This is a genomic window from Actinoplanes rectilineatus (genome assembly GCF_000962825.1).
GTDB lineage: Bacteria > Actinomycetota > Actinomycetes > Mycobacteriales > Micromonosporaceae > Actinoplanes > Actinoplanes rectilineatus.
Map to the genome: position 1 here is coordinate 37,993 of NZ_JZKF01000024.1, position 16,781 is coordinate 54,773.

The 16,781-nt window shown below is 70.6% G+C and carries 22 protein-coding genes and 1 riboswitch; of the genes, 14 read left to right on the top strand and 8 right to left on the bottom strand.

The features are described 5' to 3' along the window. Positions 1-38: 38 nt before the first annotated feature. From WH85_RS19585 to WH85_RS19605, 5 genes are read left to right on the top strand one after another with little or no spacing between them, the layout of a single operon-like run. A complete protein-coding gene (locus WH85_RS19585; protein ID WP_045743358.1) occupies positions 39-974 on the top strand; it encodes a metal ABC transporter substrate-binding protein in 936 nt (311 codons plus the stop codon). Further along, on the top strand, positions 971-1,765 hold the full coding sequence (locus tag WH85_RS19590) for a metal ABC transporter ATP-binding protein (protein ID WP_045743359.1): 795 nt from the start codon (positions 971-973) through the stop codon (positions 1,763-1,765). Before WH85_RS19585 ends, WH85_RS19590 begins: the two co-directional genes overlap by 4 nt. Then, positions 1,765-2,631, top strand: coding sequence for a metal ABC transporter permease (locus WH85_RS19595; protein ID WP_045743360.1), 867 nt, complete (start codon positions 1,765-1,767; stop codon positions 2,629-2,631). The genes WH85_RS19590 and WH85_RS19595 overlap by 1 nt, the downstream gene beginning before the upstream one ends. Before the next feature lie 28 nt (positions 2,632-2,659). After that, positions 2,660-2,956 (top strand): ArsR/SmtB family transcription factor, encoded by a 297-nt coding sequence (locus WH85_RS19600; RefSeq protein ID WP_045743361.1) that lies wholly within the window; start codon positions 2,660-2,662, stop codon positions 2,954-2,956. 45 nt (positions 2,957-3,001) lie between these two features. Further along, a complete protein-coding gene (locus WH85_RS19605; RefSeq protein WP_045743362.1) occupies positions 3,002-3,607 on the top strand; it encodes a hypothetical protein in 606 nt (201 codons plus the stop codon). Here the strand turns inward: WH85_RS19605 and WH85_RS19610 are convergent. Next, complete coding sequence (locus WH85_RS19610; RefSeq protein ID WP_045743363.1) at positions 3,576-4,109, bottom strand: DUF6328 family protein; 534 nt, start codon at positions 4,107-4,109, stop codon at positions 3,576-3,578. The two genes, WH85_RS19605 and WH85_RS19610, sit on opposite strands and share 32 nt — an antisense overlap. 29 nt (positions 4,110-4,138) lie before the next feature. Next, complete coding sequence (locus WH85_RS19615; RefSeq protein ID WP_045743364.1) at positions 4,139-4,951, bottom strand: alpha/beta fold hydrolase; 813 nt, start codon at positions 4,949-4,951, stop codon at positions 4,139-4,141. A 59-nt stretch (positions 4,952-5,010) separates the two neighbouring features. Continuing rightward, a riboswitch (TPP riboswitch) is annotated at positions 5,011-5,115 on the top strand. 71 nt (positions 5,116-5,186) lie between these two features. Between WH85_RS19615 and WH85_RS19620 the strand changes: the two genes are divergently transcribed. The 5 genes from WH85_RS19620 (at position 5,187) to WH85_RS19640 (ending at position 9,457) form a co-directional block, all read left to right on the top strand. Further along, positions 5,187-5,771, top strand: coding sequence for an ECF transporter S component (locus WH85_RS19620; protein WP_045743365.1), 585 nt, complete (start codon positions 5,187-5,189; stop codon positions 5,769-5,771). A gap of 2 nt (positions 5,772-5,773) precedes the next feature. Further along, positions 5,774-7,204, top strand: a complete 1,431-nt coding sequence (locus tag WH85_RS19625) for an ABC transporter ATP-binding protein (RefSeq protein ID WP_045743366.1) — start codon at positions 5,774-5,776, stop codon at positions 7,202-7,204. Next, a complete protein-coding gene (locus tag WH85_RS19630; RefSeq protein ID WP_425394654.1) occupies positions 7,201-8,004 on the top strand; it encodes an energy-coupling factor transporter transmembrane component T family protein in 804 nt (267 codons plus the stop codon). Before WH85_RS19625 ends, WH85_RS19630 begins: the two co-directional genes overlap by 4 nt. A 126-nt stretch (positions 8,005-8,130) precedes the next feature. Beyond that, positions 8,131-9,051, top strand: coding sequence for a methylenetetrahydrofolate reductase (locus WH85_RS19635; RefSeq protein ID WP_045743367.1), 921 nt, complete (start codon positions 8,131-8,133; stop codon positions 9,049-9,051). Between the two features lie 31 nt (positions 9,052-9,082). Then, positions 9,083-9,457: a PH domain-containing protein gene (locus tag WH85_RS19640; RefSeq protein WP_045743368.1), complete on the top strand. Its 375-nt coding sequence runs from the start codon at positions 9,083-9,085 to the stop codon at positions 9,455-9,457. Positions 9,458-9,478: 21 nt separating this feature from the next. Here WH85_RS19640 and WH85_RS19645 read toward each other — a convergent pair whose 3' ends face one another. Both WH85_RS19645 and WH85_RS19650 read right to left on the bottom strand, forming a co-directional pair. Beyond that, a complete protein-coding gene (locus WH85_RS19645; RefSeq protein WP_045743369.1) occupies positions 9,479-9,898 on the bottom strand; it encodes a PIN domain nuclease in 420 nt (139 codons plus the stop codon). After that, entirely contained in the window at positions 9,895-10,110 is a 216-nt protein-coding gene (locus tag WH85_RS19650; RefSeq protein ID WP_045743370.1) for a hypothetical protein, read from the bottom strand. The genes WH85_RS19645 and WH85_RS19650 overlap by 4 nt, the downstream gene beginning before the upstream one ends. A gap of 150 nt (positions 10,111-10,260) precedes the next feature. On the opposite strand from WH85_RS19650, the gene WH85_RS19655 reads away from it, so the two are divergent. Genes WH85_RS19655 through WH85_RS19665 form a run of 3 tightly spaced genes read left to right on the top strand, consistent with a single transcriptional unit; the run spans position 10,261 to position 12,027 of the window. After that, a complete protein-coding gene (locus tag WH85_RS19655) occupies positions 10,261-10,557 on the top strand; it encodes an MTH1187 family thiamine-binding protein (protein WP_045743371.1) in 297 nt (98 codons plus the stop codon). Next, positions 10,554-11,231: an HAD family hydrolase gene (locus WH85_RS19660; protein ID WP_045743372.1), complete on the top strand. Its 678-nt coding sequence runs from the start codon at positions 10,554-10,556 to the stop codon at positions 11,229-11,231. Before WH85_RS19655 ends, WH85_RS19660 begins: the two co-directional genes overlap by 4 nt. Before the next feature lie 10 nt (positions 11,232-11,241). Then, positions 11,242-12,027: an SAM-dependent methyltransferase gene (locus WH85_RS19665; RefSeq protein WP_245674012.1), complete on the top strand. Its 786-nt coding sequence runs from the start codon at positions 11,242-11,244 to the stop codon at positions 12,025-12,027. A gap of 135 nt (positions 12,028-12,162) precedes the next feature. Here the strand turns inward: WH85_RS19665 and WH85_RS19670 are convergent, their stop codons facing one another. Together WH85_RS19670 and recO are read right to left on the bottom strand one after the other, a co-directional pair. Continuing rightward, positions 12,163-12,945: an isoprenyl transferase gene (locus WH85_RS19670; protein WP_045743374.1), complete on the bottom strand. Its 783-nt coding sequence runs from the start codon at positions 12,943-12,945 to the stop codon at positions 12,163-12,165. Then, the gene (gene recO, locus WH85_RS19675) at positions 12,942-13,721 is read right to left on the bottom strand and encodes a DNA repair protein RecO (RefSeq protein WP_045743375.1); all 780 of its coding nucleotides are present in this window, start codon (positions 13,719-13,721) and stop codon (positions 12,942-12,944) included. Before recO ends, WH85_RS19670 begins: the two co-directional genes overlap by 4 nt. 106 nt (positions 13,722-13,827) lie before the next feature. On the opposite strand from recO, the gene WH85_RS19680 reads away from it, so the two are divergent. Then, complete coding sequence (locus WH85_RS19680; protein ID WP_052720553.1) at positions 13,828-14,598, top strand: DUF4097 family beta strand repeat-containing protein; 771 nt, start codon at positions 13,828-13,830, stop codon at positions 14,596-14,598. On the opposite strand, the gene WH85_RS19685 is transcribed toward WH85_RS19680, so the two are convergent. Next, entirely contained in the window at positions 14,557-15,603 is a 1,047-nt protein-coding gene (locus tag WH85_RS19685) for an acyltransferase family protein (protein ID WP_045743376.1), read from the bottom strand. The two genes, WH85_RS19680 and WH85_RS19685, sit on opposite strands and share 42 nt — an antisense overlap. An 83-nt stretch (positions 15,604-15,686) precedes the next feature. After that, entirely contained in the window at positions 15,687-16,607 is a 921-nt protein-coding gene (gene era / locus WH85_RS19690) for a GTPase Era (protein ID WP_045743437.1), read from the bottom strand. Positions 16,608-16,781: the final 174 nt, after the last annotated feature.

Sequence of the window (16,781 nt, forward strand, 5' to 3'; positions counted from 1 at the left end):
TTTGACAATCATTGTCATTATCGACGACAGTTGGTGGCATGATGCGCCGCCTGCTCCCCGCCCTGCTCCTCACCATCCCCCTCGCCGCCTGCGGCGGCACCGCGGGCGCCGACGACGGCAAACTCTCCGTGGTCACCGCGTTCTACCCGCTGCAGTTCGTCAGCGAGCGGATCGGCGGCGACGCGGTCAGCGTCACCAACCTCACCAAGCCCGGCGCCGAGCCGCACGACCTCGAACTGAACGCCGGCCAGGTCGGGCAGATCACCGAGGCGGGCCTGGTCGTCTACCTGAGCGGCTTCCAGCCCGCCGTGGACGACGCGGTGAAGCAGAACGGTGGCGACCACGTCTTCGACGCGGGCTCCGCGGTCCAGCTGCTGGCCGCCACCGAGGCCGACCCGCACGGCGAGGAGGAGCACGCCGAGGGCGAGGAGGAGCACGAGCAGGAGAGCACCAACGGCACCGACCCGCACGTCTGGCTCGACCCGACCCGGCTCGCCACCATCGGCGACAAGCTCGCCGAGCGCCTCGGCCAGGCCGACCCGGACCACGCGGCCGACTACACCGCCCGCGCCGCCGCCCTGCACACCGAGCTCACCACGCTCGACGGCGAGTACACCGCCGGCCTGAAGACCTGCGCCCGCCGCGAACTGGTCACCAGCCACACCGCGTTCCACTACCTGGCCGAGAAGTACGACCTGACCCAGGTCGGCATCACCGGCATCGACCCGGAGGCCGAGCCGTCCCCGCAGCGCCTCGCCGAGGTCGCCGAGACCGCCAAGGCCAGCGGCACCACCACGATCTTCTTCGAGACCCTGGTCAGCCCGAAGGTCGCCGAGACGATCGCGCAGGAGGTCGGCGCCAAGACCGCGGTCCTGGACCCGCTCGAGGGCATCACCGAGGAGGGAGCAGACTACTTCTCGGTGATGCGCGCCAACCTGGCCGCCCTGACCACAGCACTGGAGTGTTCCGCATGACCGATGCCGACAGTGTCGTCGAGGTACGGCACGGCGCCGCGGGCTACGACGGTCGCGAGATCCTGCGGGACATCTCCCTGAGCGTCACCGCCGGTGAGGTCGTCGCGGTCCTCGGCGCCAACGGATCGGGCAAGTCCACACTGATCCGGACCGTCCTCGGCCTGGTCCCGCTGCGCCGCGGCGAGATCGAACTGTTCGGCACACCCCAGCGCCGGTTCCGGCACTGGGAACGGATCGGGTACGTCCCCCAGCGCCTCGGCGCGGGCAGCGGCGTGCCCGCCACCGTCGGCGAGGTCGTCGCGTCGGGCCGTCTGGCCCGGCGCGGCATCTTCCGTTTCCCGGGCGCCGCCGACAAGTCCGCGGTCCGCGACGCGCTCACCGACGTCGGCCTGCTGGACCGGATCAACGACCCGGTGGCCACCCTCTCCGGCGGCCAGCAGCAGCGCACCCTGATCGCCCGGGCGCTCGCCGGCAAACCCGACCTGCTGGTGCTCGACGAGCCGAACGCCGGCGTCGACGCCGCCAGCCAGGAGGCGTTCGCCGCGTCGCTCGCCCGGTTCGCCGCCGGCGGCGGCACCATCCTGCTGGTCCTGCACGAGTTGGGCCCGCTGCGCCCGCTGATCGGCCGGTCCGTCGTGGTGCACGAGGGCCGGATCGCGTATTCCGGGACGCCACCGGAACCGGCCGGGCACCACGCCGAGCCGGGACACGACCACGTGCACCCGCACGCCGACGAGGTCAAGGCGACCATCTGCGAGTGGGCTCCCACGGAAGGGACGACGACGTTCTGATGGAGCTCCTGGCGTACCCCTTCATGCTCCGCGCCCTGGCCGGCGCCCTGATCATCGGTCTCGCCGCGCCCGCCCTGGGGATCTACCTCGTGCAACGGCGCCTGTCGCTGATCGGCGACGGGATTGGACACGTGGCCCTCACCGGCGTCGGTCTGGGCCTGCTCACCGACAACTCCCCGGTGGTGACCGCGGTACTGGTCGCCACGATCGGCGCGGTCGGCGTCGAGCTGATCCGCGAGCGCGGGCGCACCTCCGGCGACCTGGCGCTGGCACTGCTCTTCTACGGCGGCATCGCCGGTGGCGTGGTGCTGGTCGGCCTCTCCGACAACAGCAGCAACGCCAACCTGATGCAGTACCTCTTCGGTTCGCTGATCACCACGTCCGCGCAGGACATCGTGGTCATCGGCGTGCTGGGCACGGCGGTACTGGTGGCGATGCTGGTGTTCCGGCCGGCCCTGTTCGCCCTCTGCAACGACGAGGAGTACGCGAAGGTCAGCGGCCTGCCGGTACGGACCCTCAACATCCTCCTCGCCGTGACCACCGCGATCACCGTCACGATCGCCATGCGCACCGTCGGCCTGCTGCTGGTCTCCGCCCTGATGGTGGTCCCGGTCGCCGCCGCACAGCAGGTCACCCGCGGCTTCAAGGGCACGATGGCGCTGGCCATGCTGGTCGGCGTCGGTTCGGCGGGCGCGGGCATCCTGGTGTCGGCCGAGGCGGACACCGCGCCGGGCGCCACCACCGTGCTCCTCGCGCTGGCGGCCTTCCTCGGTGCCGCGATCACCGCGACCGTCCGGGGGCGCCTGCGACGTCCCGCGCGGGCCGCCGCCGACACCGAGCCGCCGGACGTCGTCCTGCAGTCCTGACCACCCCACCTGTACGGTTGTCACACATATGACTGTCACCGGTTACGAGGCCTACGAGCCGGCGAGCGCGCTGCTGCGGGCGCTCTCCGCGCCGATCCGTGTCGCCATCGTGGTCGAGCTGGGCGCCGGCGAACGCTGCGTCCACGACCTGGTGGAGAAGCTCGGCGCCCCGCAGCCGCTGGTGTCCCAGCATCTGCGGGTGCTGCGCGGCGCCGGCGTGGTCCGGGGCGTCCGCCGCGGCCGCGAGATCGAATACTCGCTGGTCGACGAGCACGTCGCGCACATCGTGGCCGACGCGGTCAGTCACGCCCGTGAGGGCCGCTGATTCTCCGGTGATGCGCCACGGCGCGCGGGGTGCGACGCTTCCGGGGTGAAGCTCTACGCCGACCGCATGCCGACCGCGATCCGCCAACTGATCACCGACATACTCGTCGTTCTCTGGGTCTACCTGTGGATTCGCGTCGCCCTGTGGGTGCACGATGTGGTGCTGCAGCTCGCCGTGCCCGGTCAGAAACTGGAGAGCGCCGGCGGCGGCATCGCCGACAACCTGGCCGAGGCCGGCGGCAAGGTGGGCCGGGTCCCACTGGTCGGCGACGAGCTCACCAAGCCGTTCACCAGCGCCGCCGACGCGGCCCGCAACCTCGCCGAGGCCGGCCGGGACCAGCAGGCGTTCGTCGACCAGCTGGCGCTGATCCTGCCGCTGGTGGCGATCGCGGTGCCGATCGCGCTGGTGCTGTTCCTCTGGCTGCCGTTGCGGCTGCGCTGGATCCGGCGGGCCGGGGTCGCCGCGGCGGTCCGCGACGACCCGGCCGGCCGGGATCTGCTGGCGTTGCGGGCGCTCACCTCCCGTCCGCTCAACCAGCTGGCGAAGCTGGGCCCGGACATCGCCCAGAGCTGGCGGGCCGGGGACGGCGCGGCGGTGGACGCCCTGGCGGAGCTGGAACTCAGGAAGCTCGGTCTGCGGCGTCGTCCATGATGTAACCGTCCTGGTCGGTGTCATCGCCCCAGTTGCGGTGGCCGAACGGGAGCAGCGCCCAGAAGGTCAGGAACCAGCCGCCGGTGAGCACGGTCAGCGGGATCGCCCACTTCCAGGTCAGCAGATAGTCCGTGATCAGCAGGACGCTGCTGACCATCGCGATCAGCATGAACGCCAGGCCGCCGGTGGCCATCCGGTGGGCGTACCGGACCAGCTCCGGTTTACGGCCCTGCCGGAACAGCGCGCGGTGGAACGCCACCGGCGAGATGATCATCGCGGTGGCGAACGCCGCGCTGATCAGGGCGACCACGTAGATGTCCTTCTGGATGTCGGTGGTGTTCGGGAATCCGCTGCTGAACGGCAGGGTGAGCAGGAACGCGAAGAGGATCTGCACGCCGGTCTGCGCGACGCGCAACTCCTGGAGGAGATCCGCGAAGTTCCGGTCCCACCGCTGTTTCTCGGTTTCCTGGTGCGATTTTTCCTGGTGCGACGAGGGGGCCATCGCCCGGCCATTCCCCGTCCACCACATGGTCAAACGCCGATGCGTGACCGGACGAACCCGGCCAGCTCCCGCGGCGCCTGCTCGGGCACCCAATGGCTGACCCCGCGCATCGCCACCAACTGGTAGTCCGCATCCACCCAGTCCGCGGTCCGCAGCGCCGCGGTCCGGCCGACCACCCCGTCCCGGTCGCTCCACACGTACGTGGTCGGCACGGTGACCGTGGGGGTGTCCGCGACGTCCGCGGTCCGGTATCCCCGGTACCAGTTCAGACCGCCGGTCAGCCGGCCCGGCTCGTGCATCGCCGCCACGTACTGTTCGGCGTGGTGCAGCGGCCGCAGCATCCAGCGCAGCAGGGTCCCGTTGCGGGCCAGCAGCAGCCGTTCCGCCGACGCCGACCGGAACACCTGGAAGTACGCCATCCGCGCCCGTTGCGAGGCCCGGACCCGCATCGCCAGCATCATCGCCCGCGGATGCGGCACCGAGACCGCGGTCAGGGTCCGCACCCGGCCGGGGTGGTTGGCGGCGAGCAGCCACCCCACGCTCGCGCCCCAGTCGTGCCCGACGATGTGCGCCGACTCCAGCCCGAGCGCGTCGAGCAGGGCGAGGACGTCCGCGGTCATCTCGGTGATCCGGTACGCGGCGGCCTCGCCCGGCCGGGCGCCGGGCGAGTATCCGCGCTGGTCCACCGTGTACGTCCGCAGCCCGGCCGCGTGCAGGTGCGGCAGCATCGCATCGAACTCCCGGTGATCCTGCGGGAAGCCGTGCAGCAGGAGCACCGGTTCGCCGTCCGACGGTCCCCCCTCGTACAGGTCGAAGGTCATGCCTCGGGCTTTGATCTCCATGTGACCGGTCCCTCCCTGTGCCGCACCGTTAACCGGGTGTTAGCGTCATCGAAGCACATGTAATCCGACAGGGGAGCGCACAGCGCTGAGAGTGCGGGTGGACCCGCAGACCCTCGTACCTGATCTGGGTAATGCCAGCGCAGGAAGTTCGGTCTCTCACAGCCGTGCCGCGTTCCGGGCAACGTCGCCCGGTGCCGGCATGCGTCTCCTCCCGGTACCCGCTGGGAGGCAAATCATGGACAACCGTCACCGCTGGCGCACGATAGACATCGTGATCGCCTCGGTCATCGCCGTGGCGTTCGGCGTGATCTTCTGGGCCTGGAACACGGTCTGGGGCGTCACCGAGGCCGCTTTCGCCTTCTTCCCGCCCGCGCAGACCCTGCTCTACGGGGTCTGGCTGCTGCCGGCCGTGCTGGGCGGCCTGATCATCCGCAAGCCGGGCGCGTCGCTGTACACCGAGGCGGTCGCGGCGATCGTCTCCGCGCTGCTCGGCAGTGCCTGGGGGGCGACCGTCATCCCGCAGGGACTGGTCCAGGGGCTCGGCGCCGAGCTGGCGTTCGCGGTCCTGTTCTACCGGTCCTGGAGACTGCCGGCCGCGCTGCTGGCCGGCGCGATGACCGGGGTGACCGCGGCGCTGTTCGACTTCTTCGTCTGGAACGCCAAGTACGCACTGTGGGACTACCGCGTGCCGTACGCGCTGCTCACCGTGGTCAGCGGCGCCCTGCTCGCCGGACTCGGCGGCTGGGTGCTGGTGAAGGCGCTGGCACCGACCGGTGTGCTCGACCGGTTCGGACCCGGCCGGGAACGGGCACTCATCTAGTCATGTCCGAGGTTCGGATCCGTGACTTCGGGTGGCGGCACGCCGGGCGCCGCGCCTGGGCGGTCCGCGGCCTCGACCTGCACATCCGGCACGGCGAGCGGGTGCTGCTGCTGGGTCCCTCCGGGGCCGGCAAGAGCACCCTGCTCGCCGCGCTGGCCGGCCTGCTGCCCGAGGACTCCGGCGAGGCCGAGGGCACGATCGAGATCGACGGCCTCGAGCCGCGCAAGGCCCGGGACCGGACCGGGATCGTGTTCCAGGACCCGCAGACCCAGCTGGTGATGGCCCGCAGCGGGGACGACGTGGCCTTCGGTCTCGAGAACCGGGGTGTGCCGGCCGCGGAGATCTGGCCACGGGTCAGCGACGCACTGGACCGGGTCGGTTTCCCGTACCCGATCAATCGCCCGACCGCGGCCCTCTCCGGCGGTGAGGCGCAACGCCTGGCTCTCGCCGGGGTCCTGGCGCTGCGGCCCGGGCTTCTGCTGCTGGACGAGCCCACCGCCAACCTCGACCCGCCGGGCGCCACGCTGATCCGCGACGCGGTGGCCCGCGCGACCGGCGCCGACACCACCCTGATCGTCGTGGAACACCGGGTCGCCGAGGCACTGGAACTCGTCGACCGGGTGGTGGTCCTGGAGCCCGGCGGTGGCGTGCGCGCCGACGGCTCCCCCGACGTGGTCTTCACCGCCTACGGCGACCGGCTGGCGGCGGAAGGGGTCTGGGTGCCCGGCTTCAGCATTCCGCCGGTCAAGGCCACCTCAACCCCGACAACCGATGTCGTACGCGTGACGAGCGCCGCCGTCACCGGCCGGCTGGACCCCGTCTCGCTGACCGTCCGCGACGGCGAGGTCCTCGCCGTGACCGGCCCCAACGGCGTCGGCAAGTCGACCCTGGCCCTGGTGCTCGGCGGGCTGACCGCCCCGGACACGGGGCAGGTCCGGGTCACCGGCGACCACCGGCCCCCGCACCGATGGCGGGCCGCCACCCTGGCCGGGCGGATCGGATCGGTCTTCCAGAACCCGGAACACCAGTTCGTCACCGGCCGGGTGGCCGACGAACTGGCCCTCGGCCCGCGACGGCTCGGCCGGTCCCCGGCGGAGATCCGGCGGATCGTGGACGACCTGCTGGACCGTCTGCGCCTGACCCGGCTGGCCGACGCCAACCCGTTCACCCTCTCCGGCGGCGAGGCGCGGCGGCTGAGCGTGGCGACGGCGCTGGCCACCGCCCCGCGGCTGCTGGTGCTGGACGAGCCGACATTCGGCCAGGACCGGCGGACGTGGCGGGAACTGATCGGACTGTTCGCGGGGCTCAGGGACGAGGGGCACGCTATCGTCGCGGTCACCCACGACGAGGACTTCGTGCGTACCCTCGCTGATCGCACCTTCCCGCTCGGCGCGCCCGACCCGCAACCACTCCCCCGGAGATCGCGGCCGTGATCCTCGCTCCCGCCCCGGTCGCCGACCCGGCCGCCCCGCTGGCCCGCCGCAACCCGGTCGCCAAACTGGGCGCCGCGCTGCTCTTCTCGCTGCCGCTGATCTCCACGGTGGATCCGGTCACGCCGGCCGCCGCCCTGCTGGTGGAACTGGCCCTGCTGCCGGCCTTCGGCGTCCGGATGCGGGTGCTGGCCCGCCGTCTCGCCCCGCTGCTGCTCGCCGCCGCCGGGATCCTGGTCTCCATGGTGCTGTTCGCGGCCGACCGCAGCGGCACCCTACTGCTGGCCCTCGGACCGATACAGATCACCACCGGCGTACTCACCACCGCCACCGCCCTGATCCTGCGGATCTTCGCGGTGGCGCTGCCCGGGATCATCGTGTTCGCCACCACCGACCCCACCGACCTGGCCGACGCGCTGGTGCAGAACGCCAAGGCCCCGGCCCGTTTCGCGATCGGGGCGCTCGCCGCGTTCCGGCTCCTGCCGCTGCTCGGGCAGGAGTGGCGGGCGCTGGCCCTGGCCCGCCGCGCCCGCGGGGTGGACGCCGGGCGCAACCCGGTGGCCCGGCTGCGGCTGTTCGCGTCGACCGCGTTCGCGCTGCTGGTCGGGGCGCTGCGGCGCGGTGTCCGGCTGTCGGTGGCGATGGATTCCCGGGGGTTCGACGCGCGGACACCCCGCACCCATGCCCGCCTGCAGCGATTCACGGGCGCGGACACCGCCCTGCTGGCCGGCGCGGCCGGACTGGCCGCCCTGATCCTGACCGTCGCCGTGCTCACCGGGTTCTTCCAGCCGGTCATCAGTTGACCGTTCGCCGCCCGAGTGGTGCCGACCGTCACGCCCGCCACCGGTGGCGGGATGGTCCCGTTCGAAAGGCGGGATGCGACTCCCTGCCACGCCGCCCACTGATCACGGGTTCCCTAGGCTGAGGGGATGTCGTCGCGTCCCACTCTGCACACATCACTCGCCGAGGCACGCGGCGGCGTGCTGCTCTTCAGCATCACCCCGCCCCGCCGCAGCGCCACCGCGGAGAGAATCAAGGAGATCGCCACGGTCACCCTCGACCGGCTGGGCGGCCTCGACCTCGACGGCCTGATCCTGTACGACATCGACGACGAATCCGACCGCAACCCGGACGAGCGCCCGTTCCCGTACCTGCCGACCCTGGACCCGGCCCGCTACCTGACCGACCACCTGGGCGGCTGGGACAAGCCGGTGATCATCTACCGCTGCGTCGGCAAATACCCGGAGGACGAACTCCGCAACTGGATGGCCTCCGCCGGCCCGGAGGTCCTCGGCGTCTTCGTCGGCGCCTCCTCCGGCGGCAAGGACGTGCACACCGGCCTGCGACGGGCCCAGGAGTTGCGCGCCGAAGTCCGGCCGGACCTGCCGCTGGGCGCCGTGGCGATCAGCGAACGCGCCGACGAACACCTGCGCATGCTCACCAAACAGGAACGCGGCGCGTCGTTCTTCGTCTCCCAGGTCGTCTACCACGTCAACGAGACGAAGAACCTGGTCTCCGACTACTTCTACGAGTGCCGCCGCCGCGGCGTCACCCCGCGCACGATCATCTTCACGCTGTCGCTCTGCGGCTCACTGAAGACCCTCGAGTTCGTCCGCTGGCTCGGCGTCGACATCCCGCGCTGGCTGCAGAACTCGATCGAACACTCCCCCGACCCGCTGGCCGAGTCCTACCGGCAGTGCGTCGCCATCGCCCGCGACCTGATCGACTTCTGCGACCACCTGGGCGTCCCGTACGGCTTCAACATCGAGAGCGTCTCCATCCGCAAAGCCGAGATCGAGGCCACCACCGACCTCGCCACCGAGGTCGCCGCCCTGCTGCGGAAGGCGTGACCGCTGGCCCGCTCCGGCTACCGTGGTTTGCGTGATCGACTTCAAGACCGACTCCGTGTTCAAGCTCAACCCGTGCGACCCGCAGGAGGTGCACTCCCAGATCGCCCCGTTCCTCGTGCCGGGCGAGCGGGTCGTCTTCACCTTCAAGACGGTCCGCGACTTCGTCGTCTTCACCGACAAGCGCCTGATCGCCGCCAACGTGCAGGGCATCACCGGCTCGAAGACGGACTTCACCACCCTGCCGTACAACAAGATCCAGGCCTTCTCGGTGGAGACCGCGGGCAGCTTCGACCGCGACTCGGAGCTGGACCTGTGGTTCAGCGGTCTCGGCAACGTGCGCCTCGAGTTCAAGCGCAACGTCGACATCCGCCAGCTGAGCCAGCTGATCGCCACCTACCTCCTCTGACGCGGGGAGGCAGGCGGCGCCTCAGTTGACCGACCCGGGGGCCGCCACCCATCGGGTCGGCTGCCCGGTGACCTTAGCCACCTGCGTGAAGTCGTTGTCGTAGTGCAGAAGCGTCATCCGGTGGTCTTCGGCCACCGCCGCGACCACCAGATCAACGGGCCCGGCGGAGCGATGCGCGCCAATGTTGAAGAGCCCTTCCTGGATCTCTGGAGCCCGATCGAACACCCGGTCGGTGATGACAACCCAGCAGTAGCTCTCCTCGAGCACCTCCTTCCATCTCGCGCGCTGCTCGGGGGTTTGCGCGGAATGGTAGATCTCCAGCTCGGTCAACGGGCAGATCGCCATCGAACCGGACTCGATGGGGCCTCGCCACCTCTCCTGCAGCTCGGGATTACGCAGCAGCCGAAAGAACGCGCTCGTGTCGATGAGATACCTGATCATCGCGGGCGGTAGTTCTTCTTGTCGGCGAGGGCGTCGAACTCGCCGGCGTCGCCCATTTCCGCCAACCGCTCGAATGCCTCGACTCTGCGGCGCACAGCAATGACCTCGCGCAGCGCGGCATTGATGGTGGCCTCCGGATCGCCCTCCGTTCCAAGGATCTTCGCCGCGGCTTTGAGCGCCTCGACCTCCACGTTGACCCGTAGTTCCGTCATCACATCTCCCACGTGTCGAGCCCTCCCCAATCTAGACGAAAAGCGGGACGTGACTAGTCCCTTGCGACTAGCTCCATGTATCTGGTCGCATGCACACGTTAGATCCGTACATTGATCGACTCAAGCGGGATCACCGGGAAGAATGACGGCATGCTCATCGCTTTCTCCGTCACGCCGATCGGCGCGGGCGACTCCGTCGGGGACGCCGTCGCCGAGGCGGTCCGGGTCGTTCGCGCGTCCGGGCTGCCGAACCGCACCGACGCCATGTTCACCACGATCGAGGGCGAGTGGGACGAGGTGATGGCGGTCGTCAAGCAGGCCGTCGACGCCGTCGCCGCGGTCGCGCCGCGGGTCAGCCTCTCGCTGAAGGCCGACGTCCGCCCCGGCGTCACCGACGCCCTCACCGCGAAGGTCGCGCACATCGAGCGGGTCCTGGGCGACTCATGAGGCGCCTGGTGATGTGGGACATCGACTACACGCTGCTGCGCGGTGGCGGGGTCGCCGCCCGGTCCTGGATCGCCGCGTTCACCGAGATCACCGGTTTGGACTGGCGGGCGACGCCGATCTTCGGCGGGCGCACCGATCTGGACATCTGCGCCGAGGTCTTCGCCACCCACGGGGTGACCGACTGCACGCCGGAGCGGTTCTTCGACCGTTACGTCGCGATCGTGCACGACAACCGGCACGAGTTCGCCGAGCAGGGCACCCTGATGCCCGGGGTCCGCGAGGTGCTGACCCGGCTCGGTGACGACCCGGCCGTGGTGCAGACCCTGGTCACCGGCAACGTCCCGCAGGTCGCGGCGGCGAAGGTCGCGGCGTTCGGGCTGACCGGCTCGTTCGACGCGGAGGTGGGCGGCTACGGCACCGACGACAGCCTGCGCGCCACCCTGGTGCGGCGCAGCCTGGAGCGGGCCCGCGCCAAGTACGGCGAGGACTTCCACCCGGTCGTCATCGGCGACACCGTGCGCGACATCGAGGCGGCCCTGGCCAACGACGCGGTCGCGATCGGCGTGGCGACCGGTGCGACCGCGGCCGCCGATCTGGTGGCGGCCGGCGCGCATGTCGTCCTGCCCGACCTCAGCGACACCGAGAGGGCAGTCAGGGCGCTCTCGAACATCTAATGTGGATGCCGTGGACGCAGAGACGGCACATCCCGCGCGCCGCTACAACTACTGGCTCGGCGGCACCGACAACTTCGCCGCCGACCGCGCTTCCGGCGACGAGCTGGAGCGGCTCTTCCCCAAGGTCCGGGTCGGAGCGCTGGCAAACCGGGCGCTGCTGCAGCGGGCCACCCGGTTCCTGGCCGCCGAGGCCGGGATCCGGCAGTTCCTGGACATCGGCACCGGCCTGCCGACCGCCGACAACACGCACGAGGTGGCGCAGCGGCACGCCCCGGACAGCCGGATCGTCTATGTCGACAACGACCCGATGGTCACCTCGATGGCCGAAAACCTGCTGACGAGCAGTGCCGAGGGCCGGACGGCATACCTCGAGGCCGACCTGAGGGACCCGGCGGCGATCCTCGCGCACGACACGCTGCGCGAGACCCTCGACCTGTCGCAGCCGGTCGGCCTGATGCTGATCGCGGTCCTGCATTTCCTGCACGGTCCCGGCGCGGCGAAACCGGTCGTCGGCCGGCTGCTGGACGCGCTGCCGCCGGGCAGTTTCCTGGTGGCCACGCACGCCACCTCGGATTTCGGCACGCCCGAGCAGCAGGCGCTCTATCAGCAGCTGGTCGAGCAGGGGAGATCCGACGTCTGGACCCGGTCCCGGGACGAGTTCGCCGACCTGTTCGCCGGTCTCGAGCTGGTCGATCCGGGGGTCGTGCCGGCCAGTGAGTGGCGTCCCGACCCGGGCACCCTGATCCCGGACCGCTCCGACATCAACGTGTGGGCCGCCGTCGGCCGTAAACCTTGAGGGGCGCCACCACTCACGCAGGCCGCCCGGTGGCTCTCGCGGGTTGGACGCGCAGCGGCCAGCGGGAGTCGCCGGGCCCTCGGCGGGAGCGACGGTCCGCACCCACCACCCCGCTACGACATCGGTTTTAATCTTTTATGTCGGACTCACCGGGTTGGGCAGCGCTCCGCCGAAACGCCGGTCGCGCTGCGCGTAGAGCTCGCAGGCATACCAGAGATGGCGACGGTCGAAATCGGGCCAGAGGGTGTCCAGGTAGACCATCTCCGCATAGGCCGACTGCCAGAGCAGGAAGTTCGACGTGCGCTGCTCGCCGGAGGGCCGCAGGAACATGTCCACCTCCGGCACCTCGGGGTGGTACAGGTATTTGGCGATGGTCTTCTCGTTGACCTTGTCGGCCTTGAGCTTGCCGGCCGCCACGTCGCGGGCGATGGCCGCCGTCGCGTCGGCGATCTCCGCCTGGCCGCCGTAGTTGACGCAGAACTGCAGGGTGAGCGTCTTGTTGCCCTTGCTCATCTCCTCGGCGGTCTGCAGCTCGGAGATGACGCTCTTCCACAGGCGACCGGACCGGCCGGACCAGACCACCCGCACGCCCAGGTCGACCAGCTGGTCGCGGCGACGGCGGATGACGTCGCGGTTGAAGCCCATCAGGAAGCGCACCTCCTCGGGCGAACGCTTCCAGTTCTCGGTGGAGAACGCGTAGGCCGAGAGATAGGGGATCCCGAGCTCGATGGCACCCTCGATGGTGTCGAACAGGCTGTGTTCGCCCTGCTCATGCCCCTTGGTGCGGGAGAGTCCCCGGTCCTTGGCCCAGCGGCCGTTGCCGTCCATGACGATCGCCACGTGTTTCGGGATCGCCGCGGCGGGCAGCTTGGGCGGCTGGGCACCGGAGATGTGCGGGGTGGGCGGACGCGGGCTCAAGGGTTCAACTCCCGTCGATCGACGAGCGGCAGCGATCGCAGCGCTCGTTCCATGTGCCATTGCAGGTGGGCGGCGACCAGGCCGCTGCACTCCCGGCGCACCTCGGCCTCGGAGGCGTCGGCGACGGTCCAGTCGCCGGAGGTGAGGGCGCTCATCAAGCCGAGTGTGGCAGGGCTGGGGTGGGCCGCGCCGGGTGGCCGGCAGTCCGGGCAGACCGAACCGCCGGCCGGGACGGCGAAGGCGGCGTGCTGCCCGGGGGTGCCACAGACCGCGCACTCGGCGACCGCCGGTGCCCAGCCGGCGAACGCCATGGCGCGCAGCAGGTAGGCGTCGAGCACCAGGGTGCCGGCGTGCTCACCGGACGACAGCGCCTTGACCGCGCCGAGGGTCAGCTGGAACAGCCGCAGCGCGGGCTCCCGCTCGACCGGGGTGAGTCGCTCGGCGGTCTCGCAGATCGCGCTGGCGGCGGTGTATCGCGGGTAGTCGCCGAGCAGGTTCTTGCCGTAGAGCGCGACCGCCTCGACCTGACTGACCGAGTGCAGCGAGCTGCCCACCCCCTCGGGGGAACCGGCCAGCTGCAGGTCGATGTGCCCGAACGGCTCGAGCCGGGCACCGAAACGGGAGTTGGTGCGGCGCACGCCCCGGGCCACCGCGCGCAACCGGCCGTGCCGGCGGGTCAGCAGGGTGACGATCCGGTCGCTCTCGCCGAGTTTCTGCACACGCAGCACCACCGCGTCGTCGCGGTAGAGCTGTCGGCGGTATCCGGCGGCTGGCACCCCGCCATTGTGCCCGGTGCCTACGACATACCCTGACCCGGATCTCAGGGTCGGCTCCGGGGCGGGTCCGGTGGTGCCCCGGGGTTCCCGGAAATAGCGTCAGGGCATGACCCGACGTGCCGCTCTGCTCCTCACCACCGCGACCGCCGCCGTCGTGGCCCTGACCGGCTGCGACCGGGCGGTGGGCGCGCGGATGACCTTCGACGACACCGAGACGGCCAAGGTCACCGACATCGTGCTGGCCGGCGGCAGCGGGGACGTACTGGTCCGGGCCGGCACCGGGACCGGCACCCGGATCCAGCGGGTGGTCCAGGGCGGGACCGCTCCGGGCTCCTCCTACACCCTGACGGACGGGGTCCTGACCCTGACCACCGACTGTGGTTCCCGCTGCAGCGTCTCCTACGACATCGAGGCCCCGCCCGGGGTGAAGGTCCGCGGCGAGCTGCGGTCCGGCGACGTGGCCCTGACCCGGGTCGGCCCGGTCGACGTGAAGCTGACCTCGGGCGACGTGATGGTGGAGGACGTGACCGGTGCCGTGTCGGTCCGGTCGACCTCCGGCGACATCAGCGTGCTCGGCGGCGGCGAGATGACCCTGGAGGCCACCTCCGGCGACATCACCGCGGTCGGCATGACCGGGCCGGTGACCGCGCGCGTCACCTCGGGCGACATCAACCTCAACCTGGCCGGGCCGTCGTCGGTGACCGCCACCCTCGCCAACGGCGACCTCGAGCTGGTCGTGCCGCGGGGCGCCTACCGGGTCAGCGCGCAGTCCGGCAGCGGCGAGGCCCGGGTGGAGGACCTGGTCGACGACCCGAAGGCCACGAACACGCTGAACCTACGAACGAGCGACGGCGACATCACGGTCGCTGCTCGGTGAGGCGCCGGGCGCCGGCGACACCGGGACCGGCGGCCGGCGCCCCGGCACCAGCGCGGGACGCCTCCCGGCGGCCAGGTCCTCGATCCAGCCGACCGCCAGCGTGACCAGGGCCAGCAGCGTGAGCACGACGGCGCTGCGCCAGAGGAGTCCGGCGTTGCCGCCGGGCAGATGGTGCCGTTCGCCGAACTGCACGACCGTCACGATGATCGGAATGTGCCAGAGATAGATCGTCAGCGCCCGGGCGTTCAGCACGGTCAGCACACGGCGTTCCTTGACCATCGGCGGCGTGATGCCGAGCGCGATCAGGATGAAGGCGGCCGACCAGAGGGCGTTGCCGAGCGGGATGTCGTTGAGGTCGTACCCCCGCGGCCCGGGGTGGGTGAGCACCCAGATCGCGGCCGGCACCGCGAGTGCCCCGGCCAGCAGGAAGATCTTCTTACGGCCGAGGCGGTTCAGGTGCCCGTCGTGGTGGGCGAAGCCGAGCATCCACGCCCCGCCGTAGAACGCCATGTGGAAGGCGACCGCCGGGATCTCGATCTCGCTGAGGGTAAGCACGATCAGCGCCAGGTAGGGCGTGACGACCGAGGCGAGCGGGAACCTGCGGAAGACCGGTAGCGCCAGCGGCGACAGCAGCACGAACCAGAGGAAGTCGCGCAGGTACCAGGTGTGGTTCAGCGCCTGCGCCCACCAGCCGTGCGCGGTCGCGTCGGCCAGCGGGAACCCCCAGAGCAGCATCCGGGTGTCCCACGGCCGGCCGGTGGCCAGCATCGCGGTCACCGCGATCACGCCGATCACCCAGAGCGAGGGCAGCAGGCGGCGCAGGCGGCGTTCCACCGCCCACGCCCCGAACCGGTCCAGAGAGTTCGCCATCAGCGAGCCGGCCAGCGCGAACATCACCGACATCGCCGGGAAGACGATGGTCAGCGCAGCCCATCCGGTCAGGTGGTACACCACCACCCGAACGGTGGCCACGGCGCGCAGGAGGTCCAGGTACCGGTTCCGCATGGCCACAGGTGTTACCCGTGATATGCAGAAAAGTGCAAACCACGGTGAACTATCCCATAGTCAGCGAATATCCATACCTCGATCTAAAAGCCGAGCTTACGCAGCTGCTTCGGATCCCTCTGCCACTCCTTGGCCACCCGGACATGAAGATCCAGGTAAACCTTGGTACCCAGAAGCTCCTCGATCTCACCCCGGGCCCGGGAACCGACCTCCTTGAGGCGCGCACCTCGACTGCCGATCACGATCGACTTCTGGCTGTCCCGTTCCACGTACACGTCGGCGTAGATCTTGGTGAGCTTGCCCTCGACCAGCATCTCCTCGACGATCACGGCGATCGAGTGCGGCAGCTCGTCGCGGACGCCCTCCAGCGCCGCCTCGCGGATCAGCTCGCCGATCAGCACCTGCTCCGGCTCGTCGGTCAGCACGTCGTCCGGATAGAGCTGCGGCGACGGCGGCAGATGACCGATCATCACGTCGGTCAGGTTCTCCACCTGGTGCCCGGAGACCGCGCTGACCGGGATGATCTCCGCGAAGTCGTAGAGCTCCGCGACCGCGAGCAGCCGCTCGGCCAGCACCGCCGGGCTGACCAGGTCGACCTTCGTCACCACGGCGATCACCGTGGCCTTCAGCGCACTGATCTCGGTCGAGATGAACCGGTCACCACGCCCGATCGGCTCGTCCGCCGGGAAGCACACCCCGATCACGTCGACCTCGCTCCACGTCTCGCGGACCAGGTCGTTGAGGCGCTCGCCGAGCAGCGTCCGCGGACGGTGCAGACCCGGCGTGTCGACCAGCACCAGCTGCGAATCGGGGCGGTGCAGGATGCCCCGGATGACGTGTCGGGTGGTCTGCGGCTTGTTCGAGGTGATCGCGATCTTCTGACCCACGATCGCGTTGGTCAGCGTCGACTTGCCGGCGTTCGGCCGCCCGACGAAACAGGCGAAACCCGCGCGGTAGTCACCCTCACCGCGTTTCTGGGCAGACGCGGCCTTGTGCCGGTGCACCCGCTGCTGCGGCGCGCCACGCCTCTCCTCACCGGAGGATCCCTCAGGGGTACGCGCCACACCTGACTCAGAAGCACCAGCACGTCCCCGAGCAGTCCCCGGCTGTCCGGCCCCCGTGGTGCCATGACGATCAGCCGTGGCGCCGGGGCGGGTCCGCGGCTTGCGCGGGCGCTG